This window comes from Mycobacterium numidiamassiliense, assembly GCF_900157365.1.
GTDB lineage: Bacteria > Actinomycetota > Actinomycetes > Mycobacteriales > Mycobacteriaceae > Mycobacterium > Mycobacterium numidiamassiliense.
This window is the reverse complement of record NZ_FUEZ01000004.1, coordinates 2,943,575-2,969,933: the sequence shown is the minus strand read 5'-3', so window position 1 is coordinate 2,969,933 and position 26,359 is coordinate 2,943,575. Positions and strand designations below refer to the sequence as shown.

The 26,359-nt window shown below is 65.8% G+C and carries 23 protein-coding genes and 1 pseudogene; 9 read left to right on the top strand and 15 right to left on the bottom strand.

Going from position 1 to position 26,359, the window contains the following annotated elements; translation table 11 throughout:
• Window positions 1–7 precede the first annotated feature (7 nt).
• Both MNAB215_RS22520 and MNAB215_RS22515 read right to left on the bottom strand, forming a co-directional pair.
• Window positions 8–1,216, bottom strand: a complete 1,209-nt coding sequence (locus tag MNAB215_RS22520) for a class I SAM-dependent methyltransferase (RefSeq protein WP_077080765.1) — start codon at window positions 1,214–1,216, stop codon at window positions 8–10.
• Window positions 1,217–1,411: 195 nt separating this feature from the next.
• Complete coding sequence (locus MNAB215_RS22515; RefSeq protein ID WP_077080764.1) at window positions 1,412–3,004, bottom strand: PPE family protein; 1,593 nt, start codon at window positions 3,002–3,004, stop codon at window positions 1,412–1,414.
• A gap of 135 nt (window positions 3,005–3,139) precedes the next feature.
• On the opposite strand from MNAB215_RS22515, the pseudogene MNAB215_RS30340 reads away from it, so the two are divergent.
• Both MNAB215_RS30340 and sigC read left to right on the top strand, forming a co-directional pair.
• Window positions 3,140–3,778, top strand: a pseudogene (locus MNAB215_RS30340) (DUF2275 domain-containing protein); the annotation flags it as partial.
• 189 nt (window positions 3,779–3,967) lie between these two features.
• Window positions 3,968–4,522: an RNA polymerase sigma factor SigC gene (sigC, locus tag MNAB215_RS30335; protein WP_245830468.1), complete on the top strand. Its 555-nt coding sequence runs from the start codon at window positions 3,968–3,970 to the stop codon at window positions 4,520–4,522.
• Here the strand turns inward: sigC and MNAB215_RS22505 are convergent.
• Genes MNAB215_RS22505 through dprE2 form a run of 4 tightly spaced genes read right to left on the bottom strand, consistent with a single transcriptional unit; the run spans window position 4,519 to window position 7,905 of the window.
• Window positions 4,519–5,244, bottom strand: a complete 726-nt coding sequence (locus MNAB215_RS22505; RefSeq protein ID WP_077080763.1) for a cobalt-precorrin-6A reductase — start codon at window positions 5,242–5,244, stop codon at window positions 4,519–4,521. The two genes, sigC and MNAB215_RS22505, sit on opposite strands and share 4 nt — an antisense overlap.
• Complete coding sequence (gene cobM / locus MNAB215_RS22500; RefSeq protein ID WP_077080762.1) at window positions 5,244–5,999, bottom strand: precorrin-4 C(11)-methyltransferase; 756 nt, start codon at window positions 5,997–5,999, stop codon at window positions 5,244–5,246. Before cobM ends, MNAB215_RS22505 begins: the two co-directional genes overlap by 1 nt.
• Entirely contained in the window at window positions 5,996–7,162 is a 1,167-nt protein-coding gene (cbiE, locus tag MNAB215_RS22495) for a precorrin-6y C5,15-methyltransferase (decarboxylating) subunit CbiE (protein ID WP_077080761.1), read from the bottom strand. Before cbiE ends, cobM begins: the two co-directional genes overlap by 4 nt.
• On the bottom strand, window positions 7,159–7,905 hold the full coding sequence (gene dprE2 / locus MNAB215_RS22490; protein ID WP_077082238.1) for a decaprenylphospho-beta-D-erythro-pentofuranosid-2-ulose 2-reductase: 747 nt from the start codon (window positions 7,903–7,905) through the stop codon (window positions 7,159–7,161). The genes cbiE and dprE2 overlap by 4 nt, the downstream gene beginning before the upstream one ends.
• Before the next feature lie 35 nt (window positions 7,906–7,940).
• Between dprE2 and MNAB215_RS22485 the strand changes: the two genes are divergently transcribed.
• Window positions 7,941–8,351 (top strand): F420-dependent biliverdin reductase, encoded by a 411-nt coding sequence (locus tag MNAB215_RS22485; protein WP_077080760.1) that lies wholly within the window; start codon window positions 7,941–7,943, stop codon window positions 8,349–8,351.
• A gap of 289 nt (window positions 8,352–8,640) precedes the next feature.
• The gene (locus MNAB215_RS22480) at window positions 8,641–9,561 is read left to right on the top strand and encodes a hypothetical protein (protein WP_083746214.1); all 921 of its coding nucleotides are present in this window, start codon (window positions 8,641–8,643) and stop codon (window positions 9,559–9,561) included.
• 840 nt (window positions 9,562–10,401) lie between these two features.
• On the opposite strand, the gene MNAB215_RS22470 is transcribed toward MNAB215_RS22480, so the two are convergent.
• Complete coding sequence (locus MNAB215_RS22470; RefSeq protein WP_131829163.1) at window positions 10,402–10,881, bottom strand: hypothetical protein; 480 nt, start codon at window positions 10,879–10,881, stop codon at window positions 10,402–10,404.
• A gap of 912 nt (window positions 10,882–11,793) precedes the next feature.
• Here MNAB215_RS22470 and MNAB215_RS22465 point away from each other — a divergent pair.
• From MNAB215_RS22465 to MNAB215_RS22450, 4 genes are read left to right on the top strand one after another with little or no spacing between them, the layout of a single operon-like run.
• Entirely contained in the window at window positions 11,794–12,486 is a 693-nt protein-coding gene (locus MNAB215_RS22465; protein WP_077080757.1) for a DUF5631 domain-containing protein, read from the top strand.
• 12 nt (window positions 12,487–12,498) lie between these two features.
• Entirely contained in the window at window positions 12,499–14,016 is a 1,518-nt protein-coding gene (locus MNAB215_RS22460; protein WP_077080756.1) for a putative alpha/beta hydrolase, read from the top strand.
• Window positions 13,994–14,740 carry a hypothetical protein gene (locus MNAB215_RS22455; RefSeq protein WP_131829162.1) on the top strand — a complete coding sequence of 249 codons (747 nt, stop codon included), beginning with the start codon at window positions 13,994–13,996 and terminating at the stop codon, window positions 14,738–14,740. Before MNAB215_RS22460 ends, MNAB215_RS22455 begins: the two co-directional genes overlap by 23 nt.
• A 59-nt stretch (window positions 14,741–14,799) precedes the next feature.
• The gene (locus MNAB215_RS22450; protein WP_077080754.1) at window positions 14,800–15,105 is read left to right on the top strand and encodes a DUF2563 family protein; all 306 of its coding nucleotides are present in this window, start codon (window positions 14,800–14,802) and stop codon (window positions 15,103–15,105) included.
• A gap of 13 nt (window positions 15,106–15,118) precedes the next feature.
• On the opposite strand, the gene MNAB215_RS22445 is transcribed toward MNAB215_RS22450, so the two are convergent.
• Complete coding sequence (locus MNAB215_RS22445) at window positions 15,119–16,246, bottom strand: M24 family metallopeptidase (protein WP_077080753.1); 1,128 nt, start codon at window positions 16,244–16,246, stop codon at window positions 15,119–15,121.
• A gap of 47 nt (window positions 16,247–16,293) precedes the next feature.
• Between MNAB215_RS22445 and MNAB215_RS22440 the strand changes: the two genes are divergently transcribed.
• The gene (locus tag MNAB215_RS22440; protein WP_077080752.1) at window positions 16,294–17,250 is read left to right on the top strand and encodes a 5'-3' exonuclease; all 957 of its coding nucleotides are present in this window, start codon (window positions 16,294–16,296) and stop codon (window positions 17,248–17,250) included.
• Between the two features lie 3 nt (window positions 17,251–17,253).
• Here MNAB215_RS22440 and MNAB215_RS22435 read toward each other — a convergent pair whose 3' ends face one another.
• From MNAB215_RS22435 to pafA, 7 genes are all read right to left on the bottom strand, one after another.
• Window positions 17,254–18,057: a DUF4333 domain-containing protein gene (locus MNAB215_RS22435; protein ID WP_077080751.1), complete on the bottom strand. Its 804-nt coding sequence runs from the start codon at window positions 18,055–18,057 to the stop codon at window positions 17,254–17,256.
• Between the two features lie 58 nt (window positions 18,058–18,115).
• Window positions 18,116–20,875, bottom strand: coding sequence for a DEAD/DEAH box helicase (locus MNAB215_RS22430; RefSeq protein ID WP_077080750.1), 2,760 nt, complete (start codon window positions 20,873–20,875; stop codon window positions 18,116–18,118).
• Between the two features lie 24 nt (window positions 20,876–20,899).
• On the bottom strand, window positions 20,900–21,856 hold the full coding sequence (gene tatC, locus MNAB215_RS22425) for a twin-arginine translocase subunit TatC (RefSeq protein WP_425436498.1): 957 nt from the start codon (window positions 21,854–21,856) through the stop codon (window positions 20,900–20,902).
• 56 nt (window positions 21,857–21,912) lie between these two features.
• Window positions 21,913–22,188 (bottom strand): Sec-independent protein translocase subunit TatA, encoded by a 276-nt coding sequence (gene tatA, locus MNAB215_RS22420; RefSeq protein ID WP_077080748.1) that lies wholly within the window; start codon window positions 22,186–22,188, stop codon window positions 21,913–21,915.
• Between the two features lie 72 nt (window positions 22,189–22,260).
• Window positions 22,261–23,232, bottom strand: a complete 972-nt coding sequence (locus tag MNAB215_RS22415; RefSeq protein ID WP_077080747.1) for a helix-turn-helix transcriptional regulator — start codon at window positions 23,230–23,232, stop codon at window positions 22,261–22,263.
• Window positions 23,229–24,218, bottom strand: coding sequence for a helix-turn-helix transcriptional regulator (locus MNAB215_RS22410; protein WP_077080746.1), 990 nt, complete (start codon window positions 24,216–24,218; stop codon window positions 23,229–23,231). Before MNAB215_RS22410 ends, MNAB215_RS22415 begins: the two co-directional genes overlap by 4 nt.
• 207 nt (window positions 24,219–24,425) lie before the next feature.
• Complete coding sequence (gene pafA / locus MNAB215_RS22405; RefSeq protein ID WP_108637688.1) at window positions 24,426–25,784, bottom strand: Pup--protein ligase; 1,359 nt, start codon at window positions 25,782–25,784, stop codon at window positions 24,426–24,428.
• Window positions 25,785–26,359: the final 575 nt, after the last annotated feature.

The window sequence follows — 26,359 nt, the reverse complement described above, 5'->3', positions numbered from 1 at the left end:
TTCCCGCCTACAAGGCGACGGCGACCAGGTCCAGACGCCACAGCGACTGAAAGAGCTTGCGGCCGAATTTCCCGAGTTCACCGGCGCTGTTCTCGGGATGGTCGTCACCCGCGGCCACCGACTCGGCTATCTCGCGGATGGTGCGACTGCCGTCGATCTGCCGGGCAAAGGCCAACTCGGCGGGGCTGAGGGGCAACCGCCATCCCGGCCCGAACATCTCGGTGTCGGTGACGCCGCAGCGGGTGCGCAGCAGCGGCACGTAGTCGAGGGAGGCGACCTTCGAAAAGTCAACCTTGTAGTGCTTTTTCGGCCGGTCCCGACGGCAGGCCATGAAAAAATGGGAGGTATTCATCGTCTGGATGCGTTCCATCACGGACCAGACCTTGCTCTCCGGCATCGCATCGATGAAGAGATGGAATTTGCTGTTCGGCGCGAACAAGTCGTGCGGGTAATACGGCATTTTGTGAAACCATCCCTGGAAAGTCAGCTCAGCGGATGTCACGAGCTCAATACAGTCGTCCACGGTAAAACTGCGCTGCGGGGTATGCAGAAACGCCTCGACGAGAGCTTCGTCGGACTTCAAGTCGTCCACCAGTTTCACGTAGTCGCGCAACGGGTGGCCCTTAGGCAGCACCGAGATGACCTCTTTGACCAACTTGATCGACGCCTTGTCCTGACGCAATCCCATGTCGCGGAAGACCGATTCGAGAAGCTCGACGCCTACCCGGCCGTATTTCGCATTGACCATGCCGGCGATGACGCCGTCTTTGCGCAGACAACTCGCGAGGGCGTGCAGGCCCGCCTGCGGGTCGCGGACGTGATCCAACACCCCGGTCGCGACCACGAGGTCGAAATCGCGGTTCAGCGTGGACAGCTCGCCAATGGGCAGTAGCCGCAGTTCCAAATTGTCCAGGCTGTATTTGTCTTTGAGATATTGCTCATGGTCGAGCGCGGCCTGGTTGACGTCTATCGCGACGACGTTGGCCTTGGGATTCGTGAACGCATAGATCGCCGCTTGGTTGGTGCCGCAGCCCGCGACAAGGATGTCGAGGTCGGGTTTGTAGTGTTCGTTGGGCCACAAAATGCGGTGGGAGTGCGCCGGGTCGAACCAATCCCAGTTCATGACAGTCCACGTTTCGAGGTTCTCGATCGGCGGTGGATAGGCCCACTGCTGGTCGCGATGGGGCTTTCTGCCGGATTTGGAATCGTCCTTCACTTCAGCGATGGCTCCTTTGCCGTGAATGAGTCGCGGTTTGCTGATAAAGCGATCCGACGACCGCCCCCGAGCTGGCAAATTGTTAGTCCCAAGATGATACGGCCGATGGCGACTGCCTGCACCCCGGAGAGCCGAAACGCCGGCGCCTACCACTCGCGGACCGCGGGAGGCGCCTACCCTTCTCGAAAATGCTTGTTAGTCAGAGTCTTTCAGCGAACCGTGACCCCAGCTGCTCGGCAGCATCGGCACTGCCGGACCGTCATGTACACCGTCTCCGGCCAACGTCGTCAGGCCCGCCGCCGGGGCCGTCTCGAATTTGGCTGCCGCCCCGGCAAATCCGAGTAGTCCGGCCGCCTGGCCGGATTCTGCGACCGCTCCCCCGGGCTGGTCGTGCGGCCCGGGGTCGGCCGCGAGATCGTCCTCCACGTCCATGAATTCGTAGCGGTATGCGCGATCCGTGACTGTCGCTGCCCGGCTCCGCCGGGCGCGTGCCCGCTTTTTGGCCGATGCGGCCGCCGCCGCGGCCGGGGCGTCCGCGTCATCCGGCGAGGGTTCCTCGGATTCGCGACGGGCACGACTGCTCGCGCTGCTGCGTGCCGACAAGCCCGACAGACCGACGGCGTACAACGCATCGGACAGACCGATCCCGGTCGAACTGGTCGGACCGAAGCCGACGCCGGGGCCCCCACCGACCGGTCCGGCACCGCTGGAGGGGGCAGCATTCGCCAGTGCGGGGCTGGTTGCGGGTGCCCCGCTGCTCGCGCTTGCCGGAACGCTGGCCGACACCGCCGGAGCCGGCGCGGTCGGCATCGGAGCGGCCGCCGCGGGCAGTGGCGGCTGGGTCGACAGCGGCACGGCAGTTCCGATAGCAATCGCGGCCGTCCCCGCCGCCGCGCCGGCACCAGCGGCGGCCACCACGACCATCGCCGGAATCACCGCGACGACGGCGAGCTGAATGGCCGTCTGGATGAACGGATAGAAGATCATGAAGGTGTGGAACGTGGCCCAGCCGATCGCGGTCGCGAGCGTCGGCGAGAAGCCAAATGCCTGGAAAAAATTTGTGATCGCGTTGACGAACGGCAACGGCGGAAAGGGCCAGCCACCGGGGTTGAGGTCCTTCGAGACCGGCCACGCGAAGCTACTCGTGTACTGCTGCAGCCATTTGGCGAGTTGATCCATCCAGGACGGATAGGTGGGCGTCGTTTGAGCGTCCGCGGCGGCGGTGGTGGTGTCTGACGCCGTGGTGGCCGCCGCGAGGATCCGCGGTGCGGGCGCGGTCTCCGGCACCGCCGCCAACGCAGATTCACTGACGGCCTGATAACTGGTCATCGTCGCGGCGGCCTGCACCCACATGCGTGCGTAGTCGGCCTCGTTCACGGCGATGGGGATGGTGTTGACGCCAAAAAAGTTCGTCGCGACAAGGGCGCCGTGCACGACATGATTTGCCGCGAGTTCGCCCAGGGTGGGCATGGCGGCCAGCGCGACGGCGTAGGCGCCGGCCGCCGTTTCGTGCACCGCGGCCGCGGTCTGACTCTTCGCGGCGCTGTCGAGCAGCCAGCTCAGATACGGAGCATGCGCTGCGACATACTGCTCGGCGCTGGGGCCCTGCCACGCGCCCGCCTGCACCGCGCCCAGCCGCGCGGTGAGTTCGTCTGCCGCGTCGATATATTCGGCGCTCAGCGACGACCAGGTTCCCGCGGCCGCCAGCAACGGACCCGGACCGGGGCCGCTGCTCAGCAATGTCGAGTGCACTTCCGGCGGAAAGGCCATCCAAATCGGAGTGGTCATCGTCGGTGACCTTGGGAAACGAGCACGAGCACCCCTTCGATGGCTGCGGGCTGAGGGACTTGTCTCCAGTGGTCGTTTGCTGGCGCGGATTAGTTCCACTCGCCACCGCATCGCGTCTTTGCGCGCAGCGCGGGCATGCGCGACGATGCAAGGATGCGGTGTGAGGTTGCACGTGAGGCGCTGTCAGCGCGACTGGACGGCGAGCGTCCCGACGTGCTCCCACAACAGGTCGATGCGCACCTGGACACCTGCCGCGGCTGCCGCACCTGGCTGATCAGCGCGGCGGTACAGACGCGGCGCCTCGCCTCTATTCCGCCCGGAGAGGGGCCGGATCTGGTCAACAAGATCCTGGCCAGCCTCCACGAGGACTCGACGACGCAGCAGCGCTGGATGCGCGCGCTGCGGTCGCACTACCGGCGGTGGGGCCTCATTGCGGTGGGCCTGTTCCAGGTCGCGATCGCGGCCGCACAGATCAGCGGCATCAGCTTCGGCATGGTGTCGGCCCACCACATGCACGGGGCGATGTCGGGTGAGCACCTGATGCACGAGTCCACCGCGTGGTTGCTGGCGCTGGGGACGGCGATGATCGCCGCCGGCATCTGGCCCGTCACCGCAATCGGTGTCGCGGCGATTGCCGGCGCGTATTCGTTGGCGCTCGTGGCGTACGTGGCCGCCGATGCCCTCAAGGGAGAGGTGACCGCGACGCGCGTCGCCAGCCACGTTCCGATACTGCTGGGCCTGGTGTTCGCGGTGTTGGTGGCCCGCGAGCGGGCGGGGGCCGACCGGCCACGGGACTTCGACTTCGACACCGAAATCCCCGCCCGGCCCGCCGGATCCTCGGCCGAACGACGACGCGGCCACCTGTGGCCGATCAACCGCGTGTTGCATTTGCCCGCCCCGGCCGCGGGCACTACGACGGACGGTCGTAGACTCAGCGGACCCGCGCAATTAAGGTGGTTTGCCATGACCGCGTCAAGCGACGACGAGGCCGTGACCGAACTCGCCTTGGCAGCCGCGCGTGGCAATCAGCGAGCGCTCGAGGCGTTCATCAAAGCCACCCAGCAAGACGTGTGGCGATTCGTCACCTACCTGTCGGACGCGGGCAGCGCCGACGACCTGACGCAAGAGACGTTTTTGCGGGCAATCGGTGCGATTCAACGATTTTCGGGCCGCTCGTCGGCCCGGACCTGGCTGCTGGCCATCGCGCGTCGCGTCGTCGCCGACCACGTGCGACACATCCAGTCCCGGCCACGTACGGCACCGGGCGCCAACCCCGAGCACGTGCGCACCAGCGACCGGCACGCCCGCGGATTCGAAGACCTGGTCGAGGTGACCACCATGATCGCCAACCTCACCACCGAACAGCGCGAAGCCCTGCTGCTCACCCAACTGCTCGGCCTGCCCTACGCCGACGCCGCAGCGGTATGCGGTTGCCCCGTCGGCACCATCCGATCCCGGGTGGCCCGCGCGCGCGATGCGCTGCTGGCCGACGCCGAACGCGACGACCTCACCGGTTAGCCCAGCCCGGCGACCCAGTCGGCGGCTTGATTGACGCTGCCCACGGTCTTCACGCCGTGTGGCGCCGGCGGGCGCGCCACCATCACCACCGGAACATCAAGTGCGACAGCCGCATCAAGCTTCGCCCGGGTCATATTGCCGCCGCTGTTTTTGGTGACAAGTGCGTCGATGCGATGCGTCTGCAACAGCGCGAATTCGTCGTCGTAGTAGTACGGGCCGCGGGACAACAGCAGCTGATGCGAGCGCGGCAGTGAGGCGCTGTCCGGTTCCGTGACCGCGCGGATCAGAAACCACGCGTCGCTGCCTGTGAACGCGCCGACCCCGGTGCGGCCAGTCGTGAGAAAAATTCTTGAATAGCCTTGTTCTGCAATCGCTTCCGCCGCTTTAGCGTCTGATTTTACGACAATGGCAGCACCGGGGTCCCACGCCGGACGAGCCAGCACCAGGTGCGGTACGCGCAATGCGTCGCACGCTTCGGCGGCGTGCGCGGTCATGGTGGCCGCGAACGGATGGGTGGCGTCCACGACGGCGTCGATGCCTTCGTCGCGCAGCCAGCGCTTTAACCCGTCGACGCCACCGAAACCGCCGATGCGCACCGGCCCGACCGGTAGGGCGGGATCGGGCACCCGGCCGGCCAGCGAGCTGACGATGTCGACGTGGCGATGCAGGGCTTTCGCCAGCGCCCGGGCTTCGCCGGTCCCGCCGAGCAGCAGCACGCGCATCAGTGCGCGCCTTTGGCACGGCGTGCCGTCGAGTAGAGGTAGCTGTCGGTGAATCCCTCGGCGGCCAACACCTGTCCGACGATGATGACCGCGGTTTTGGTGATGTTGGCTTCGTGCATCTGGGCCGCAAGGTCGGCCAGGGTGCCGCGCAGCACAGTCTGCTGCGGCCAGCTCGCGAAAGCCACTGCCGCGGCTGGGGTTTCGGGCGTGTAGCCGTTGGCGAGCAGTTCGGGAACGATGGTGTCGATCTGGGCCGCAGCCAGGTACAGCACCAGGGTGCCGCCGAATTGGGCGAGGGTTGCCAGGTCTTCGCCGGGCGGCATGGGCGTTGACAGGGTCGACACGCGGGTCAGCGTGACCGTCTGCGCCACCCCTGGAACGGTGAGTTCGCGGTTGAGCGCCGCGGCGGCGGCGGCGAAAGCCGTTACGCCCGGGACGATTTCGTAGGTGATGCCTAGCGCGTCGAGCCGGCGGCATTGCTCCGCGAGCGCGCTGTACAGCGACGGATCCCCGGAATGCAGCCGCGCCACGTCGTGGCCGGCGGCGTCGGCGTCGGCGAGTTCGGCGACGATCTGCTCGAGTGTTAACGGTCCGGTGTCAACGATTTTCGCGTCGGGCGGGCAGAGGGCCAGCAGGTCGTCGGGCATGATCGAACCGGCGAACAGGCACACCGTGCAGCGCTGCAGCAGGCGCTGACCGCGGACGGTGATCAGGTCGGCGGCACCGGGGCCCGCACCGATGAAATAGACCGTCACCTCGTCACCGCCCATTGGGTGACCGGGTGCCGGGGTCGCCAACCGGTGAATCCGCCCAGCGGTTCCCCCTGATAGTGCTGGAAGCGTCGCAGCTGCCCGCCAAGTCGCGAATATGACTGGGCTAGCAAGCTTTCCGATTCGATGGTGACGGCGTTGGCAACCAGACGTCCACCGGCGGGCAGCCTGTCCAGGCAGGCGTCCAGGAGACCGGGCTGCGTGAGGCCGCCGCCGATGAAGATGGCGGATGGGGCCGCCGCACCGTCGAATGCGTCGGGGGCTTTGTCACGTATGTCGATAGCCACGCCCGAGGCCGCGGCGTTGATGCCGATGTTGTGGCGGCGCTGCTCGTCGTGTTCGAACGCCACGGCGGCGCAGCCGGGCCACTGCAGGCACCATTCGATCGCGATGCTGCCCGAGCCCGCGCCGACGTCCCACAGCCGCTCCCCCGGCCGCGGCTGCAGCGCCGCAAGGGTCAGCGCCCGGATTCCGTGTTTGGTGATCATGCCGTCGTGGGCGAACGCATCGTCAGGCAACGGCGACAGGCGCTCGTCGGGCAGGTAACGGACGGCGATCACGTTGAGATCGTCGATGTCCTCGGGTGCTTGACGGGCCCACTCGCCCGCGGTGCCGTCGCGCCTTTTTTCGGCTGGGCCGCCAAGTTGTTCAAGCACGCTGATTTCGGATTCGCCACGGCCATGCGTGTTGAGCAGTGCCGCAAGCGTTTTCGGTGTGGATCGGCCTTGCGACAGCACGATCGCCTGACCGCCGCGGCGCACCGCGGTGTGCGGCTGCGCCGTGACCAGACTGATCACCTCGGTGTCGTGCACGTTCCAGCCCATGCGGGCACACGCCAGCGTCACTGACGACACGTGCGGTAGTACCCGCACGTTGTCGGCGCCGTGCAGGCGGATCAAGGTGCCGCCGATGCCGTGCAGCAGCGGGTCACCGCTGGCGATGACGTGGATCTCGTCGTCTACGGGCAGCGATTCCAGTGCGGGCAGCATCGGCGACGGCCACTCGCGGCGGGGGGCCATTACAGTGTCGTCAAGCAGGGCGAGCTGACGCGGCGATCCGTAAATGACAGTGGCCCTGCGTAATTCGTCTATCGACGATTGCATAAGGCCCGCCATGCCGTCGGCGCCGACGCCGACCACGATGATCATCGCGGCATCCTGCGCCAGATGAATTGCGGCAGCAGCCGCACGACCGGCCAGCCCCGCAATGCCCAGGGAATCCAGACGACCCGGCGACCTTTGGCCAGCGCACGCGCGGTGGCCGCCGCCACCTGATCGGGAGTGCTGGACAGCGGTGCGGGCGCCATCCCTTGAGTCATCCGCCCGATGACGAATCCCGGGCGCGCGATGAGCAGGTGCACCCCCGTGTCGTGCAGCGCGTCGGCCAGCCCGCTGGCGAACCCGTCCAGCCCGGCCTTGGCCGAGCCGTAGACGTAGTTGGCGCGACGTACCCGAACGCCGGCGACCGAGGAGAACACCACCAAGGATCCGCGCCCGGCAGTCCGCATCGCGACGGCCAGATGGGTGAGCAGGCTGACCTGCGCGACGAAATCGGTGTGCACGATGGCGGCCGCGTGCGTGGCGTCGACCTCGGCGCGGGCCTGGTCGCCGAGGATGCCGAAGGCCAGCACCGCGACGCCGATGGGGCCATGGTCGGCGATGACCGAGGCGACCAGCGGGCCGTGCGAGGCCAGGTCGTCGGCGTCGAATTCCGTGGTGTGCACCGCTGCGGCACCGGCCTCTCGCAACGTCGCGACCTGGTCATCGAGCTGTTCGGCCCTGCGCGCGGCCAGTACGACCGTTGCGCCGGGCGCCAGGAGTCGCGCGAGTTCGATGCCGATCTCGCTGCGGCCACCCAGGATGAGAACTGGTCCCGCGCCCGTGTCGTCCACGGCTGCGATTATCACCTGCGCTAGCGTGGGCAGTGATGACGAACACCACTACACGGCTCACTGACGACGCCTTGGCGTTTCTGTCCGAACGTCATCTGGCCATGCTGACCACGCTTCGGGCCGACAACTCGCCTCATGTGGTGGCCGTGGGATTCACCTTCGACCCCAAGACGCACATCGCGCGGGTCATCACCACCGGCGGGTCGCAGAAGGCCGTCAACGCGGATCGGGCCGGGGTTGCTGTGCTCAGCCAGGTGGACGGGGCCCGGTGGCTGTCGCTAGAGGGCCGCTCCAAGGTGAACAACGACGCCGATGCCGTGCGCGACGCGGAATTGCGCTACGCGCAGCGGTATCGCACTCCCCGTCCCAACCCGCGACGCGTGGTCATCGAGGTCCAGATAGAGCGCGTGCTGGGCTCGTCGGATCTCCTCGACCGCAGCGAGTAGCCGGTCGGGTTACTCGGTTCGGTCCCACTTTTCGGGGCAAGCTCATCGCCGTGGTGAATTGACCGGCATTCGTACCGTGATTAGCCTCGCCATCAGGGCATGCGGGGGCATGTTGTCCAATTCGGACCTGCCTCATTCATGAATGGAGACCGCTCGATAGCGATATCGAAGTCGCGATAGCTGGGGAGGATGGGATGTTGCTCCGCACCGATTCGCTGCGCTGTGCAGCCGACCCGTCTTTCCGTGCGGGTGCCGACGTCAAGCGTGAGCCGCTGGGCGGGAGGTCGTCGTGAGCGGGGACCGGATACAGATCGACCTCGACTCGCTTGCCAAGCTGGGCGGGGGACCTCCCCCTCCTGGGATCACACCCGATCAGCTGGCCATGGGACGCTCGCTCATGAGTCAGTTGCTGGCAATCTTTGGCGTCGCTGCTAATACCGGTGATCCTGCTGACACCTCCGCAGCCGATGCCGGGTACGCGGAACGTGACGCGAAGACCAACGACGCCCTCGCCAAATTCCCCGCTAACGAAGCGGACTCGGCGCAGAAGGCGGCCCAGCCGAGCGACATGGCACAGATGGTCCAGCAGATTCCGCAGATGATGTCGGGCATGTTAGGCGGCCTGTCGGGGGCCATGAGCGGTTTGACGCAACCCCTAACCCAGCTCCCGCAGCAGGCGATGCAGGCCATGCAAGCCGGTATGGGTGCGCTGCAGCATGGCGCGGGAGGAGCGGCTGCAGCGGGCGCCTTACCTGCCTCGTTGACGGGCGCCACCAGCGGCGCTGGGCTTGGCGGCGGTGGTGGAGGTCTCGGCGGCGGAGGTCTCGGCACCACACCTACCGCGATGCTGGGGCCGCTTCCTGCTCCGACGGCTGGCACCGAGCCCGCGGCGGCGCACAGCGCATCAACGGGTTCACCGGGTTCCGGAGCACCAACCAGCGCGCCGCGAGGCGGAATGGGCGGGATGCCGATGATGCCGCCCGGCGCCATGCACGGCGCCGGGGGTTCGAGCAAAGACGAAAAGCCGGACACCAAAAGGATTGTCGCGCCGACGGTCAAGAACGGCGCCCCGGTACAGGGTCGTATCACCACGCCCCCGCCATCGCCCGAGGTTGTCAAACGTCTTGAGGGCAAACCGATTGCGAGTCGGCGAATCCTCTTGCCGGATCAGAAGCGGGACGAAAATGATCCAGACTCAAACCGCCAGTAGTCGACCGGCTGAGTCTTGCTCAGCACTAGAGGCGTTGCCTACGAACGTCTTTCGACTTGATTCTGAGCGTAGTCGGTCATCCGAGCTCCAAGATTCGTGCGGCGTCACCAAACAGGAAATGACTCTCCGAACCACATACAGCCGATAGGATCACGCAGTGTCGAATCTGCCCCCGCACCCGACCGGTCCGCCCGTCCCACCGCCCTGGCCACCGGCGATGCCGCCGCCACAGAGACGGCAGTGGCCGATGTTCGCATTTTTGTCAGTCGCACTTCTCATAACGCTCGGCGTCGCCATAGTTGGTTGGTTTCGGCCCGTGCCGGCGAAGCCACCGGCCGCTGCCGCGCCCACCTATTCCAACCAGCAGATCTCTGATGCCAAGACAGCGATATGCAGCGCCTACGCACAGGTGCGCAAAGCGGGGGATGTAGCTGGTGCGCGAAACGGGGGTAGCGATCCGACAGGAATGCTCGCGGTAGCGACTAGCTCCCGGCAAGTTTTCGATGTGGGAAGCCGCTACCTTTCGACAAAACTTGCCGAACTGCCAGCAACGCCATCTGACCTCGCGGCAGCGGTCCGAAATCTGGCAAACATCTATCAACAGCTCGCAATCGGATACCTCGCCGAAGCGCCCGATTCGGAACTCGACCCCTTGGTTCGTGCTGGAAATGACGCACACACAACAATCTCAGGTCTCTGCAAATGAAATTATTGCAATGAGGCCACATCCGCTATAGACAGGCTGCACAAATGATGTTTCCTAGTGGCGAATGGTCACTGACGCTCATCGGTGATCAATGGCCCGATGACGAAGATCTTGCGGCGCTATCGCACGGCAAGTTAAACCGCGGAAATATCAAGACAGGTTTTACGCACTTCGCGGATATGCTGCGCAACGCCCAAAGTGGCCCACTCGCGAACCAACAGGGCTATACGGCCGACGATCTTCGCAATGCTTTCCGTCAAGGCGAAGAACAAGCTCGCCAGGTAGCCGAAAAGAATGGCACTAAAGAGGGCGCGTACGAATCCGCCTACAACAGCATGGTGAGCCTCCAACAAGACTTGACCCATTTGGCTAACGAATACAACCAACAGATCGACGATATTAAAAAGTCGAAGGAACCAACGGAAGCCAAGGTTACGCAGATCGTTGCCGCAATCAATCAAGGCCGAACGCTGGCTAGCATGGCAGCAGCAAAATGGTCCGGCAACGTCTTCGATGCGATGCAGCGGGTTCTCGACGCTGAAGGGCCAGGAGGACAATCGGCTCGGCAGTTCGCGCAGGCTCACGGTCTCGACGCCGGGAATATGTTCCGACACCCAGAGGACCAACAGACCTTGGAACAAGGAGCAAAGAAGTTCATCGAGAACGATGGCTCACCGATGGGCTTCGCCAACGGCGCCAAGCTTCCGCTTAACCAGAACCCCACGCCTCCCGACTCGCCGATTTCGTTGACACACAGCGCCCGTCTTCCGCCTGGGACACTCCCGCCCACGTCTTCGCCATCTAGTACCCCGTCCCCGATGAATCTGGCAAAGAACGCCAAAATCCCAGGACCACAAGCGCCGCCACCCGCACCCGCACAGCCCGCAGCGCCGATGGCGTCCGCTCCTTCGCTGTCTCACGGCGGTGGTGGTGGCGGCTCAATGCCGGGAGCGCCATCGCTCGGCTCGCCTAGCTCGGCCATGTCTGGCCCTCCGACGTCGGGCATGCCCGGCGGACAGTTCGCAGGCGGCGGCCCGCCCCAGACCGCAACCCCGGGCGAGTTGATGCACAGTTTCGACAAGGGTCTGCAGGCCGGCACACCGCTCTCAGGCACTGGCGCAGTACCTCCCGCGCAGACGGAGCCGCAGCTTCCGCCATCGGCACCGACGACCCCGATGGCGGGCACAGGTGTCCCAGTGACCGCGCAGGCATACGAATCGCCAGCGCCCATCTCCCATGCGTCCGCGCCCGAGGCGGCCCCGGCCCCACAAATGATGGCCGGCCCTGCCGCTTCATCTGGCCCCGCCTCGGTCGCACCACCGACGTCGGGTCAACTGCCTGCTTACGCCTCCGATATACGACCCGCCGTCCCGGCAGCCACTGCACCCGCTGCATCACCGAGTCTGCCGCCGTCAATGACACCCGGCTCAGCACCCGTGCATCCGTCTGCTGGGCAAGGCGGTCCCGGCACGCCTACGGTCGTTAGGCAAGCAACCCCGCCGCCGCCACCGGCGTCGCCCTCGGGGTTGGGGACCGAGTCCGTCGCGGCCACCGCCACCGGGGCGCTCGCCGGAGCGGCATCGGCTAACGCCACCGCGCGGGGCCGCCTGCAGCGACTGGTCTCATCAGTCGCCCGCCAACAACCGCGACTGGCCTGGGCAGCCGGAGATCGTCCCGACAACACCACAGTGCTGGCAACCGATTTGGCCAGCGGTTGGATCCCACCAGGAATCGAACTGCCTGCGGCGATCACACTGCTGCCGCCGGAACGCCGTCGCGGCGACCTCGAAACGCTGCTCGGCGAAGTCTCTGTCGCCGCCGGCTACACCCCGATCCACCACATCCCAGAAGAGGACGAGCCCATCCCGACATCACCCCGTCCCCGGCACGTGGCTGAGATCGACGAACTCGGTTGGGAATTAAGCCAAGCCACGCAATGGCGCGACGGGTTACCACGCCTCGCCCACACCTTAGCCAAAGCGGCTTCTGGCGGTACTGGCGTGCTGGACAAAGAAGTTGAGCTCCTGCAACAGCACCTCGCGACCGTCAGCTCCCGCGTCCTCGACAGCTATCCGGAAAACGTCGATCCCCACGATGTCGGCAACTGGCAGCTGCTAGCCGCCATCGACGCGTTGGTAACCGGCGACAAGTCAACTGCCACTTACCATCTCGCGTGGTTCCAGGCGTGCAGCACTACCGCCGAACAAGCACACCAGTAAGCACGGCGCCGGATGCAACTTAGCTGCCTAGACATCAACCAGCTCATCGCGGCAGCGGGCGGCGATCCTTGGAAGATCGACGAGAGTCTTCAAAGTGGCCGTCCGATACAGATTTCCGACTTAGCCAAGGCATTTCATGATGCGGGCCGCTGCACAGCCGAATCCAGCAAGGCATTCGACGAAGCGTGCAGGCGCTTCGAGGCGTCATGGAATCGCGAGAATGGTGATCACCCGATCAACGACTCCGCCGAGGTACAGCGTGCTACGCAATCGCTCGGCGTTCAGGCTGCGCAATTGCCCAAGATCGGTGTCGACCTGGAAGACATCGCAGCCGTCCTTGCCGAGACGCAACGCGTCTCTGCAACGCAGATCTCATCATTGGACGCCCAACTCAAAGATATCGACGGGGCGCTCGGTCACCTCCTCTATGACGACCACGATCCTGCGGAAACGCCCGCGATTCAGCAGCGCATCAATGAGCTGATAAACCTCGCCGACGCCGATACCAAATCGACTTTGAACACGCTGGAATCACTGCGCGACGGCTACACCGATCACCTCGAGAAGGCGGTGACCAATCTACGGGTCGACGACGGCTACGATCCGGCCCCCATTCAGGGAATCGATGACGACGGCAAAATCAGCCACGACGAACACGACCAAAACGCGGTCAAAAACTACGACGCGAAGCAGCGCGAACTCGATCAGGCGCTAGTCAATAGCCCCGGTGGCATGACACCTGAAAAGGCTGATGCCGCAGCACGTTTGCGCGACTATGCCACGGCCACCAACCCGGCTGCCGACCTGGATGCCCGCCGACTGGCCAGCGAACGCCTCGACGATTTCGCTATGGCGCGATTCACCGGCCCCCTACCGACAGATCCGATCCTCGGCGGCGATGCGCGCAGCCGCGCTCAAATGCGACTGGAATGGCAGAAGAAGTTTGAACAAGGGCTCCCTGGTGGACCGCCGATGAACCCCGACCAGGTCACACAATTGCTGGACAATGGCGAGCAAGAGGCCCGCGCCGTCGTCATGCAGCAGGCAGTCAAAGGCCTAGTATCGCAAGGGATGTCACCCAATGCCGCGAAGGCGGTGGCGGGCGATGTCGCGCGGGGCATTCCGTGGGCCGAGATCACCAAACAACAGGGCCAGATTGTCACCCTGGCCGGCGCCGGCGTCGATGGCACGGTTGCCGCACGTGGCGGCCGTCACGCCGTTGATGCATTCACGCCAGAAGATGTAAAGGCATTTGAGCGCGTCGGCAAGGTGCTGGGCGGAGCGGGCGCGGCTGTGGACGTGGCACTGGCATTAAACGATTGGGCGCACGGCGCGGGCTTTGCCGAGTCAGCGGGCAAAGCCGGTGGGAGCATCGGTGGTGGTTGGTTGGGCGGAATGGCCGGTGGCGCTGCGGCTGGATCTGTCATCGGCCCGGAAGGCGCTTTCGTCGGCGCGATTCTCGGAGCGGCGGCAGGCGCGTGGGGCGGGGAGAAGTTAGGAGGATTCGTTGGCGGGCAGCTGGACAAATGACGGCATTTCCCTCATGACTGCCTCAGGCCACGGGCAAATGACGCTTGCCCCTTGGGCCTACGGACTGTTCATTGCGGGAGCCTGCGCGGGACTTGGCGGCGCAGTCGCCAGCTCATTGATCGATGACCGCAAACTTGGGCGAAGGATCTACTGGCTAGGCTGGTTGGTCAACACGTTGTGCTTTTCTCTGGCCGCGCTGCAGCGAGGTTGGCAACCGAGCTTAGGGTTCGGTCTGCTCTGTGTGTTCGTCGCAGTGTTTTACGCCTACATGCGTACGCCGTATTTGAAAATCGGCGGCCGAATCTACGCATTATCGCTCAACGACAGCCAGCCGGATTCGGCTGCGGGCAAAACGACCGGTCCACCCCCGGCGGCACGACCCGATAGCTATCCGACTCATATCGGGCAAGTGTCCGCGCGCAAGATATGGTGGATCTTGGTGGCGTTTACCTGCCTGGTGGCCGTTAACGTGTATTTCTTCGGATGGCCTGCGCAAGCAATTTTCGGGACGGCGGTATTGACGCTTTTCTGCGCGGGTTTCGGTGTCGACGATGCCACGCGCAAACTCCCGATCGCGCGGGGCCAGTACGTCCAGGCCGTCATCGCATCAGTCGTGTCCCTCTTGCTGTGGCTCGCCCCGTGCATCGCCTACCTCCTCGGCTATGCAATCGGGCAGCGGTGGCCGATGGGGCAGGGCAAGCATGCAGCTCCCCCCGATGCGTAACGTGAATTGCCTAGCCGCCGCGCATCAGTAGGCTTGGCTCAGGCTCGAAGGAGGTAGTCGTGTTCGTTGACCCAAAAGCATTGCACTCGGGCGGCAATCAGTCGTACCGCGCGGGTGACCACGCTCAAGAAGCGGCCGGCCATTTATCGCGGGCAGGGTTGCCGTCAGGGATGTTCGGTGAATTCCCGGCAGCTGATGATTTTCACGGTATCGTCAGCGCGGCCCACGTACACCACATGAAAACGCTTCAGGCACACCAAGAGACGCTGACGGGAATCGGTGGCAAAGCACACAAGGCCGCCAGTGGTTTCGTCGACATGGATGAGCAAGGCGCCGCAAAACTGCAAGCGGTGCGGCCCAGCTAACCGGTGCCAGCCACTACGACACAGGCACCACGATCAACTCGTGTGGGCGGTTGTTGACGGCAAGCGCGCCATCCTCAGTGACAACCACGATGTCTTCAATCCGCGCGCCCCACTGGCCCGGGAAGTAGATGCCCGGCTCGATGGAAAAGGCCATTCCCGGAGCCAACGGTAAGTCGTTGCCCGCGACGATATACGGCTCTTCGTGAACCGACAGCCCGATACCGTGGCCGGTGCGGTGTACGAAGAACTCCCCTAGCCCGGCCTCGGCCAACACATCACGCGCGGCGGCATCCACCTGCTCGGCGGTCACACCCGGACGAACGAAATCCAACGCCGCCCGCTGGGCCCGCTGCAACAATAAATATTGTTCCGCCACAACACTACTCGGCTCGCCGAGGCTATACGTCCGCGTCGAGTCGGAATTATATCCCGGCTCATACGTCCCGCCGATGTCGACGACGACGATGTCACCGACCTGCAGTTCACGATCTGAATACCGATGATGCGGATCGGCGCCATGCGGCCCGGAGCCGACGATGATGAACGAAACCTCCGAATGCCCTTCGGCAACAATGGCTTCGGCGATATCGGCGGCAACATCGGCCTCGGTCCGGCCCGGAACGAGGAACTCGGGCACCCGCGCATGCACCCGGTCGATCGCCGACCCGGCCTTGCGCAGCGCGTCGACCTCGCACTCCTCCTTGACCATCCGCAGCCCCCGCAACACGTCGGTGGCCAACACCGGTAGCACGCCCAGCACGCCGACCAACGGCAGCACATGCAGGGCGGGCATCGAATCGGTGACGGCGGTCGCCGCCGGTGCGCCACCCAACGCGGCACTCACCAACTCATACGGATTGTCGCCGTCCACCCAATCGCGCACCGCCACGCCCAGTTCCGAAAGAAACGACCCCCTGAACGAGGCCAGCTCGAGGCGCGGCACCACGACCGTCGGATCACCTGAAGCCGGCAACACCAGCGCGGTGAGCCGCTCGAACGTATCGGCGCGCGACCCAATCAGGTAACGCAGGTCGTAGCCCGGACTGATCACCAGACCCGTCAGGCCGGCCTCGGCGGTCGCGGCAGCCGCCGCGGAAAGGCGGCGCGCATACACCGAAGCGTCGAATCGAGGAGATTCCATGGCAGCCAGGCTAACCGCGCCGCGGCCGCGCTGGCAGGATAGCCCGCATGCCCGCGCCCGTTCTGCTGCTCGACGGGGCCAGCATGTGGTTCCGGTCCTACTTCGGCGTGCCGTCGTCGATCACCGCGCCCGACGGCCGACCCGTCAACGCCGTCCGCGGGTTCATCGACTCGATGGCCGTAGTCATCACCCAGCAGCAACCGAAAAGGCTGGCGGTCTGCCTGGACCTGGACTGGCGCCCGCAGTTCCGGGTCGACCTGATCCCGTCGTACAAGGCGCATCGGGTGGCCGAGCCAGAACCGCAAGGCACCCCCGACATCGAGGAAGTCCCCGACGACCTGACACCCCAGGTCGAGATGATCATGCAGCTGCTGGACGCGTTCGGCATTGCGACGTCAGGCGCCGAGGGTTTCGAGGCCGACGACGTGCTGGGCACATTGGCCGCACAAGAACGCAACGACCCGGTCGTCGTCGTCAGCGGAGACCGCGACCTACTGCAGGTCGTCGCCGACGAACCCGTCCCGGTCCGGGTGCTCTACCTGGGCCGCGGCCTGGCCAAAGCCACCCTGTTCGGCCCGGACGAAGTCGCCGAGCAGTACGGCGTGCCGATCGACCGGGCCGGGGCCGCCTATGCCGAACTCGCGCTGCTGCGCGGCGACCCGTCCGACGGCCTGCCCGGTGTGCCCGGCGTCGGGGAGAAAACCGCGGCGACCCTGCTGACGCAGCACGGTTCGCTGGAGCAGATCCTGGCCGCCGCGCACGACCCAAAATCCAAGATGGCCAAGGGGTTACGGGCGAAACTGTTGGGCGCGACCGACTACATCGAGGCAGCCGGTCAGGTGGTCCGCGTCGCCACCGACGCGCCGGTCACGCTGTCGACGCCCACCGACCACCTACCGCTGGTCGCCGCGGACGCACAAACCACCGCCGAGCTGGCGACCCAGCTGGGCGTCGGTTCCTCGATTGCCCGCTTGCAGAAAGCGCTCGACACGCTCCCGGCGTGACGGCTACTGCGGCCGGCCGACCTCGTAGGTGCCCTTGTCGTCCTGGAAGGTCACCGTCACCTTCTTCTGCGCACCGTCGATGCTGACACTGCAGTCGAAGCTGCTGCCCTTCTTCACGACGGGGTCCGTGCCGCTGTTGCATTTGACGTTCTGGACGTTCTTGGCGCCGTAGCCGTTTGTCTCGTCGCTCAGAATCTGCTGCACACCGGCCTGAGCCTTGTTGATGTCCAGCTTGGTGGTGACGAAAAACCCTGGCTCCCAGAAACCGAGGACCAACACGGCCGCGATCAGCAGGAACGCGACCACGCCGCCAATCCCGCCGATCAGCGCCATCGAACGCTTCTTCGGCGGTTGCTGGTCATAGGACGGGAACTGCTGCGGATACTGGCCGGGCTGACCGTACTGGCCGGGCTGGCCATACTGGCCGGGCTGACCGTACTGGCCCGGCTGGCCATACTGACCCGGCTGGCCGTACTGGCCGGGCTGGCCCGGCTGCGCGTACTGGCCCGGCTGCGCGTACTGACCCGGCTGGCCGTACTGGGCGGGTTGCTGTGCACCGTACTGCTCGGGCTGCGGATATCCGGGCTGTTGCTGGCCGTACTGCTGCGGGTAGGCCTGCTCGCCCGGCTGCTGGTAGGGCGGGTAGCCGGGCGACGGCGTGTACGCCGGGGCCTGCCACGTCGCTTCCTGACCGGACGGCTGCTGTTGCCAGGGCGATCCCACCTGAGTGGGTTCCGAGGACCGATCGACACCCTCGCCGGGCGGTTGCCACTGCTGGCCCGGGTCCGATCCCTGCGGTCCGCTCATCGTCTCTCCTCAATCCCCTTGTGCCTTGCCCGCGTTCTAACGGTAGCCGGGGCCCAGCCTACCCGGCGTCAACTGCGACGACGCCGCGCCGAACGTCATTGATGGCGCGTTTGGCGGTGGCCCGCAGCTCAGCGTCGGGTGCGGCGTTGCGGACCTGGTCGAGCAGATCGAGCACCTGGCGGCACCACCGGACGAAATCCCCCGCCAACAACGGCGAGCCGGTGCCGGTCGCGTCGGCGGCCGCCAACGCCGCGGTCAAATCGCCGCTACGAGCCCAGCGATAGATGACGCCGACGAAGCCGTCATCGGGCTCGCGGCTCGGGGCGATCCGGTGCGTCTGCTCGTCGGCTCGCAGCGCCGTCGACAGCCGCGAAGTCTGATGCAGCGCATGCCGTAATCCCGCCGTCGGCGCCTCCGCGGCGAACGGACCGCCGGGACCGTCACCGCCGCGACTTTCGTAGAGCACCGAGGACACCACGGCCGCCAGCTCGGCCGGCTTCAGCTCCGCCCACGCACCGCTGCGCAGGCATTCGGCAACCAGCAAATCGCTCTCGCTGTAGATGCGGGCCAGTAGCCGCCCGTCGTCGGTCACCCGCGGATCGGTGGCGGGACCCTTGATGAACTCCCGCTCGGTGAGCAGCCCGACGATCCGGTCGAAGGTGCGGGCCAGCGAATTGGTGGCGGCGGCAACCTTCTTTTCCAGCTGCGCATTGTCGCGGTCGATCCGCAGGTAGCGCTCGGCTTCGCGCACCTGGGACTCGACGCCGGGGCTGCTGTGGGAAGGATGCTGACGCAGCTGGGTGCGCAACGACGCCAGCTCCGGATCGTGAAAGCCCCCATCATCGCCGCCACCACCCCGGCGGGTCGACGGAAGCACCAGTTCCGCGGCGGCCGATCGCAGCGCCGACGCCAGGTCGCGCCGCACCCGCGGCTGGCGGTGTTCGACTCGTTTGGGCAGCGACATCGACCCGACCGGTTCCGATGCGCCCGAGTAGTCGGCCGACGAAATCCGGCCCGCCCAGCGATGTTCGGTCAGCACCAGGGGTCGCGGATCGTCGCCGTCGCGGGCCGACTCGATTACCACCGCCAGCCCGTTGTGCCGGCCCTGCGTGATGGTGATGATGTCGCCGCGGCGCAGCCCTGCCAGCGCGTCGCTGGCCGCCTGCCGTCGATGCAGCCGAGATGCGCGGGACTGCGCCTTCTCCATCTCCGAAATCCGGGCGCGGATGCGGGCGTATTCGAGGATCGGCGCGTCAGCGCCGCCCAGCTCGGCGGCGATCTCGTCCTGCAGCCGCTTGCCCCGCTCGATGCCGCGAACCAATCCGACGACGGAGCGGTCGGCCTGGTACTGGGCGAACGACTGCTCCAGCAGCTGGTGCGCCTGCTCCGGGCCCATGTGCTGCACCAGGTTGATGGTCATGTTGTACGACGGCGCAAACGAGCTGCGCAGCGGGAACGTCCGGGTGGACGCCAGGCCCGCCACCGCCGACGGCTCACTGGTCTCTTCGCCGGGGTGCCACAGCACCACGGCGTGGCCCTCGACGTCGATGCCGCGCCGGCCGGCACGCCCGGTCAGCTGCGTGTACTCCCCCGGCGTCAGCGGCACATGTTGCTCGCCGTTGAACTTCACCAGCCGTTCGAGCACCACCGTGCGGGCGGGCATGTTGATGCCCAGCGCCAACGTCTCGGTGGCGAACACCGCCTTGACCAGTCCGGCGGTGAACAACTCCTCGACGGTGTGCCGGAAGGCCGGCAACATCCCGGCGTGGTGGGCCGCCAAGCCGCGCAGCAACCCCTCCCGCCACTCGTAATAGCCGAGCACTTCCAGATCGGCGTCGTCGAGCTCGCCACACCGGTGATCGATCACCTCGGCAATCTGCGCCCGCTCCTCTTCGCTGGTCAGCCGCAGCGGCGAGCGAAGACACTGCTGCACGGCCGCGTCGCAGCCGGCCCGGGAAAAGATGAAGGTGATCGCCGGCAGCAGCCCCGCGGAATCCAGGGTCGCGATCACGTCGGGGCGTGGGGGCGGACGGTAAAAACGCGGCCGGCTCGGTCGTCCCCGGCCCGAATTGCGGTGGCGGGGTTGCCAGTCCGTCATCCGGTCGGCCTCGCGGCGATGTGCGATGTGGCGCAACAGTTCTGGGTCGACCCGCGGTTTGTGTTTGTCGCCGGATTGATCGTTGCCGTAGTCGAACAGGTCGAACAGACGCTTGCCCACCAGGACGTGTTGCCACAGCGGTACCGGCCGGTGCTCGTCGACGACCACCGTCGTGTCGCCGCGCACGGTCTGAATCCAGCCGCCGAACTCCTCGGCATTGCTGACGGTGGCCGACAGGCTCACCAACCGCACCTCGTCGGGCAGATGCAGGATGACCTCTTCCCACACCGGGCCGCGCATCCGGTCGGCGAGGAAATGGACTTCGTCCATCACGGTATACGAAAGTCCTTGCAGCGCAGGTGAATCAGCGTAGAGCATGTTCCGCAGCACCTCGGTGGTCATCACCACCACCGGCGCTTCGGCGTTGACCGACATGTCGCCGGTCAACAGGCCGATCTTGTCGCGGCCGTAGCGCGCGGTCAGGTCGGTGTGCTTCTGATTGCTCAGCGCCTTTATCGGTGTGGTGTAGAAGCATTTACGGCCGGCCGCCAGCGCCAGGTGTACGGCGAATTCGCCGACCACCGTCTTGCCGGCGCCGGTCGGCGCGCAGACCAATACGCCGTGGCCGTGTTCGAGCGCGGCGCAGGCCCGCCGCTGAAAGTCGTCGAGCGCGAAAGGGAGTTCGGCGGCGAACCGGTCCAGCTCGCCCAGCGAGGTCACGCGGCCGCCGGGTCGCGCCGCGGCCTAGGTGACGTCGTCATGCTGTCCGGCGGTGAACGACGGCTCGGGTATCGGCGAAGGCTCCTCGATCACCGACGCTTCGTCGTCTGAGATCTGAACTTGGGCTTCGCGCTTGGCCTTGCGCCTGTCGTGTAGGCGGGCGATCTGGATGGCGAACTCGAGTAGCACCGACAATGCCACCCCCAGCGCCGTCATCGAGAACGGATCGGATCCGGGGGTGAACACCGCCGCGAACACGAACATCCCGAAGATCAGGCCCCGCCGCCACTCCTTGAGCTTTTGATACGGGAGCATCCCCACCACGTTGAGCATGACGATCAGCAACGGGAATTCGAAGCTGACGCCGAACACCACCAGCAGGTTGATCAGGAAGCCGAAATAGCGGTCACCGGACAGCGCGGTCACCTGCACGTCACTGCCGACGGTCAGCAGGAACCCCAACGCCTTGGCCAACACGAAGTACGCCAGCACCGCGCCGCCGACGAACAGCATCGCGGCGGGGATCACGAAGCCGATCGCGAAGCGGCGCTCCTTCTGATAAAGGCCGGGGGTGATGAACGCCCACAATTGGTAGAACCACACCGGGCAGGCCAGCACGATGCCGGCCGTCATCCCGACCTTGAGCCGCAACATGAATTGGTCGAACGGCGCCGTGGCCAGCAGCCGGCACTGCCCGTCGGCGCTGATGTCCGCGCGCGCCGACTGCGGCAGCGAGCAGTAGGGATGGCGCAACCATTCGCCCAGGCTTTCCAGCCCGAACATGGGATGCGAATACCACAGGAATCCGAAGATCGTAGTGGCCAGGATTGCGGCCAGCGAGATCAGCAGCCGGGTGCGCAGTTCGGTCAGGTGATCCACCAGCGACATGGTCGCGTCGGGATTGACGCGGCTACGCCGATGGCGAGGGTTGAGCCGCTTCAGCAGGGCAGCAGTGCGTGCTGAAGTTTTGAAAACGTTCACGAAGCTCGATTAAGGGTGCTCGGGCACCGCGACGGCTTACCGGGATCCAAGCCGGGCTAAGCCGGGCGCGCCTCGGTGTGACCCTGCTCGGTCGCCGCCGGCGGGTCCACCCGCTCCGACTGCACGGGTTGCGGGACCACAGCGGGCGTTACGGGCGTTGCGATGGAAGGCGCTTCGGGCTTGCTTTCACTCTGCATTTCCCGCATCTCGGACTTGAAGATGCGCATCGACTTGCCCAGCGAGCGCGCCGCATCGGGGAGCTTCTTGGCACCGAAGAGCAGGATCACTACGACAGCGAGGATCGCCCAGTGCCACGGACTAAGACTGCCCACTTTGATTACCTCCAGACGTCCACCCGATGCTACCGCAGCACAGCCAATCGCCGGTGGGCCCGCGCCGGGGCCCTACGAGGAAACAGCCTGGTAGGACTCCAGGGCCGCCGCGGCCGCATCCCGTACACGCTGGGCGAGTGATTGCGGTTCAACCACCTGTACGGCCGACCCGAATCCCAGCACCAGACGCGTCATCCAATCCTCGGACGCGTACGTCATGACCGCTTCGCACGATCCGTCCGGCAGCTCGTGCAGCTCACGCATCGGGTAGTACTCGAACATCCAGGACGCCGACGGCGCCACCCGCACTTTGGCCGACGGCAGCGCCGGGTCGCCGTCGAACAGCGAGGTGTCGGGGGGTGCTTGCAGTACCGGTTCGGGCGGGGCGGCGGGCTCACCCAGCTCGGTGGCATCGACGATCCGGTCGAACCTGAACAGCCGAACCCCCTCGGCCTCGCGCGACCACGCCTCCAGATAGCTCTGGCCACCGATCAGCAGTACTCGGATGGGGTCGACGATTCGGCTGGTCAGGGTGTCGTGGGACGCGGAGTAGTAGTCGATGGACAGCGCGTGTTTGTACTGCACCGCGGTGCGCACGGCGGCCGCGGCCCGGCTCTCGATGGGCGCCGGTTCGTCGACGGCGGCCACCGAACCCGAGGCCTCGTGCCCGACCGTTCCCGCTGCGGCCGCGATCTTGGCGATCGCGCTGCGTGCCGCCTGTGGATCGACCACGCCGGGGATGTCGGCCAGCGCCCGCAGCGCCACCAGCAGGCCGGTTGCCTCGGGTGAGGTGAGCTTGAGCGGACGGTCGATGCCGGCCGAAAACGTCACCTCGATGGTGTCGCCGGAGAACTCGAAGTCGATGAGATCACCGGGGAAATAGCCGGGCAGCCCGCACATCCAGAGCTGGTTGAGGTCCTCCTCCAGCTGCTTGGCGGAGACTCCGAGATCGGCCGCGGCCTCCGCGCGGGTGATCCGGGGGTTGGCCTGGAAATACGGCACCATGTTGAGCAGCCGCACGAGCCGCGTGGATACGGGTGTCATGCCGAAACTCCAGCGTGGGCCCGTAACCGGGCCAGCACATCTTCGCGAAGGGCCGGCGGATCCAGTACGACCGCGTCGACCCCGTAGCCTGCGATATCGCGCGCCAGCCGATCGGCCGACCCGATGTCGAGTTCGATCACCTCTCCGCTGCGGCCGCCCAATTGCCGGGGGCCCGCGGGCGTTCCGGCACGCCGCAGGGCGGTGGCCCGCCCGTCTGCGACCCACACCTTGGCCTGCAGACCGGTAGGCGTCTCGGCGACGGTCTCGGCGACGATCTTGCGCAGGTCGACGTGATCGGGCACGGTCACCGCACCTGGCGGACCGATCACCGCGACCTCGGCACCGATCCGCGAGAGCCGGAAGGTGCGAGTGTCGTCGCGGTCGCGGTCATGGCCGACCAGATACCAGCGGCCCTTCTCGGTGACCACGCCCCACGGCTCGACGGTGCGCGTGGTGTAGGGCTCGGCACGAGACGGCCGGTGTGGAAATTGCACCGCCTGCCGAGAATCGATGGCGGACAACAGGATTCCGAGCACATCCTCAGACCCGCGCAGCCCAGGCACCCCCGCCGGAGAAGCGATGGCCACCTGCGCGTCGGGATCGACGTCCACCCCGGCGGCACGCAGCTTGAGTAATGCGCCCTGGGTGGCGGTGATGAGCTCGGGTGACTCCCACAGTTGGGTGGCGACGGCCACGGCGGCCGCCTCGTCCGCGGTCAGCTCGACCGGCGGCAACGAGTAGGCATCGTGGTTGATCCGATATCCCTCGGCCGGATCCAGTGCCGAGACCCTGCCGACCTCAAGGGGGACGCCGAGGTCACGCAATTCGTTTTTGTCCCGTTCGAACATCCGGGAGAAGGCCTCGATGCTTGGACTCTCCGCATAGCCGGCGACGCTCGTCCGGATCTTTTCGGCGGTGATGTAGCCGCGGGTGGACAGCAGCGCGATGACGAGATTGACCAGCCGTTCGACTTTCGAGGTCGCCATTTGTTTCAGAGTAGAGGGCCCCCGCCCGCCGCGTGCACCGACGTGCCGGGGTCCCAGCAGTCACAGAGGCCACATGTGTTTCTGAATGGGCGGGCACGAGTTCCCTGGAAAGTTGATAGCGCAGGCGCTATCAACTTTGCGATCAGACCGTGCCGGCCCGCGGCGGTGCCAGTGTGACTCGTGTGAACGATGCTGGATCTGCAGCGGCTACATGCTGGCGATGAGCCGTTTGACCCGCTCGTCGACCGCGCGGAACGGGTCCTTGCACAGCACTGTGCGCTGCGCCTGGTCGTTGAGCTTGAGGTGCACCCAGTCGACGGTGAAGTCGCGGCCCGCCGCCTGCGCGGCGCTGATGAACTCGCCGCGGAGCCGCGCGCGGGTGGTCTGCGGCGGGTTCTCGACCGCCTCGGCGATGTCCTCGTCGGTGGTGACGCGCGCCGCCAGGCCCTTGCGCTGCAGCAAATCGAAGACCCCACGGCCCCGTTTGATGTCGTGGTAGGCCAGATCCAGCTGGGCGATCTTAGGGTCGGACAGCTCCATGTCGTAGCGATCCTGGTAGCGCTGGAACAGCTTGCGCTTGATCACCCAGTCGATCTCGGTGTCCACCTTGGCGAAGTCTTGGCTCTCGACGGCGTCCAACTGACGGCCCCACAGGTCGACGATCTGCTCGATCTGCGCATTGGGCTCGCGGGTCTGCAGGTGCTCCACCGCGCGGCTGTAGTACTCGCGCTGGATGTCCAGCGCGCTGGCCTGGCGACCACCGGCCAGCCGCACCGGCCGCCGGCCGGTGACGTCGTGGCTGACCTCACGAATAGCGCGAATGGGATTGTCCAGCGAAAAGTCCCGGAAGGGCACACCGGCTTCGATCATCTCGAGGACGAGAGCGGCCGCACCCACCTTGAGCATGGTGGTGGTCTCACACATGTTGGAGTCGCCGACGATGACGTGCAGGCGCCGATACTTCTCGGCGTCGGCGTGCGGCTCGTCGCGGGTGTTGATGATCGGCCGGCTCCGGGTGGTCGCCGACGAGACGCCCTCCCAGATGTGCTCGGCGCGCTGGGACAGGCAGAAGGTCGCGGCTTTGGGGGTTTGCAGCACCTTGCCGGCGCCGCAGATCAGCTGGCGGGTGACCAGGAACGGCAGCAGCACGTCGGAGATCCGGGAGAATTCGCCGGCCCGCACGATCAGGTAATTCTCGTGGCAGCCGTAGGAGTTGCCCGCGGAGTCGGTGTTGTTCTTGAACAGGTAGATGTCGCCACCGATGCCCTCGTCGGCAAGCCTCTGCTCGGCGTCGACCAGCAGGTCTTCCAGCACCCATTCGCCGGCGCGGTCATGGGTGACCAGCTGCACCAGGCTGTCGCATTCGGCCGTCGCGTACTCGGGGTGGCTGCCAACGTCCAGGTACAGGCGAGCGCCATTGCGCAGGAACACGTTGGAGCTTCGGCCCCACGACACGACACGCCGGAACAGATAGCGCGCGACCTCGTCGGGGCTCAGTCGCCGATGACCGTGAAACGTGCAGGTGACACCGAACTCGGTCTCGATGCCCATGATTCGTCGCTGCACATATTCGAGGGTACTTGTTGTCTCAGCCCGAATGTGAGCAGCCGCGCCAGAACGCCGCAGAACGTCGCGCTACTAGCGCCGCGGCGGCCCACGGGGTGGCGCCCCTACGGGGCCCGGAGGCCGCCCGCATCCCCGGCACAGGCTTCCTCAGCCGAAGGGTTCAAGCCACGACCGCTAACGTCCGGCCCGCGCACCGATCCCTCGAACGTCGAATCGCCACCAATCACTTTGGCGCGCAAGTTATCTGGGTCATATGTGACCCCGAGTACAACGGCAAGCCGCAATGCCGGCGCGCTGCCCATGGTCAGCACGCGGGCCGAACATCCCATCGTCAGGCGTACCGCAAATTGCCGTACCTGGGAAAAAGGGGAATTTGAGCTGTAGATTACCTGTGAATTAATTGGTGGATACATAGGATTATAGTCGCCTACTACCAATATCTCGCCGTCAAGGAACCGTCAGGATTCGCCCTCCTGCGTTAACAACACATGACGACGTTAAGAACACGTAATGGAATGATCTCACGCCTGCGCCGCTGTTGCATTGCGTTTCGCCGCTGGTTATACAAGATCCAA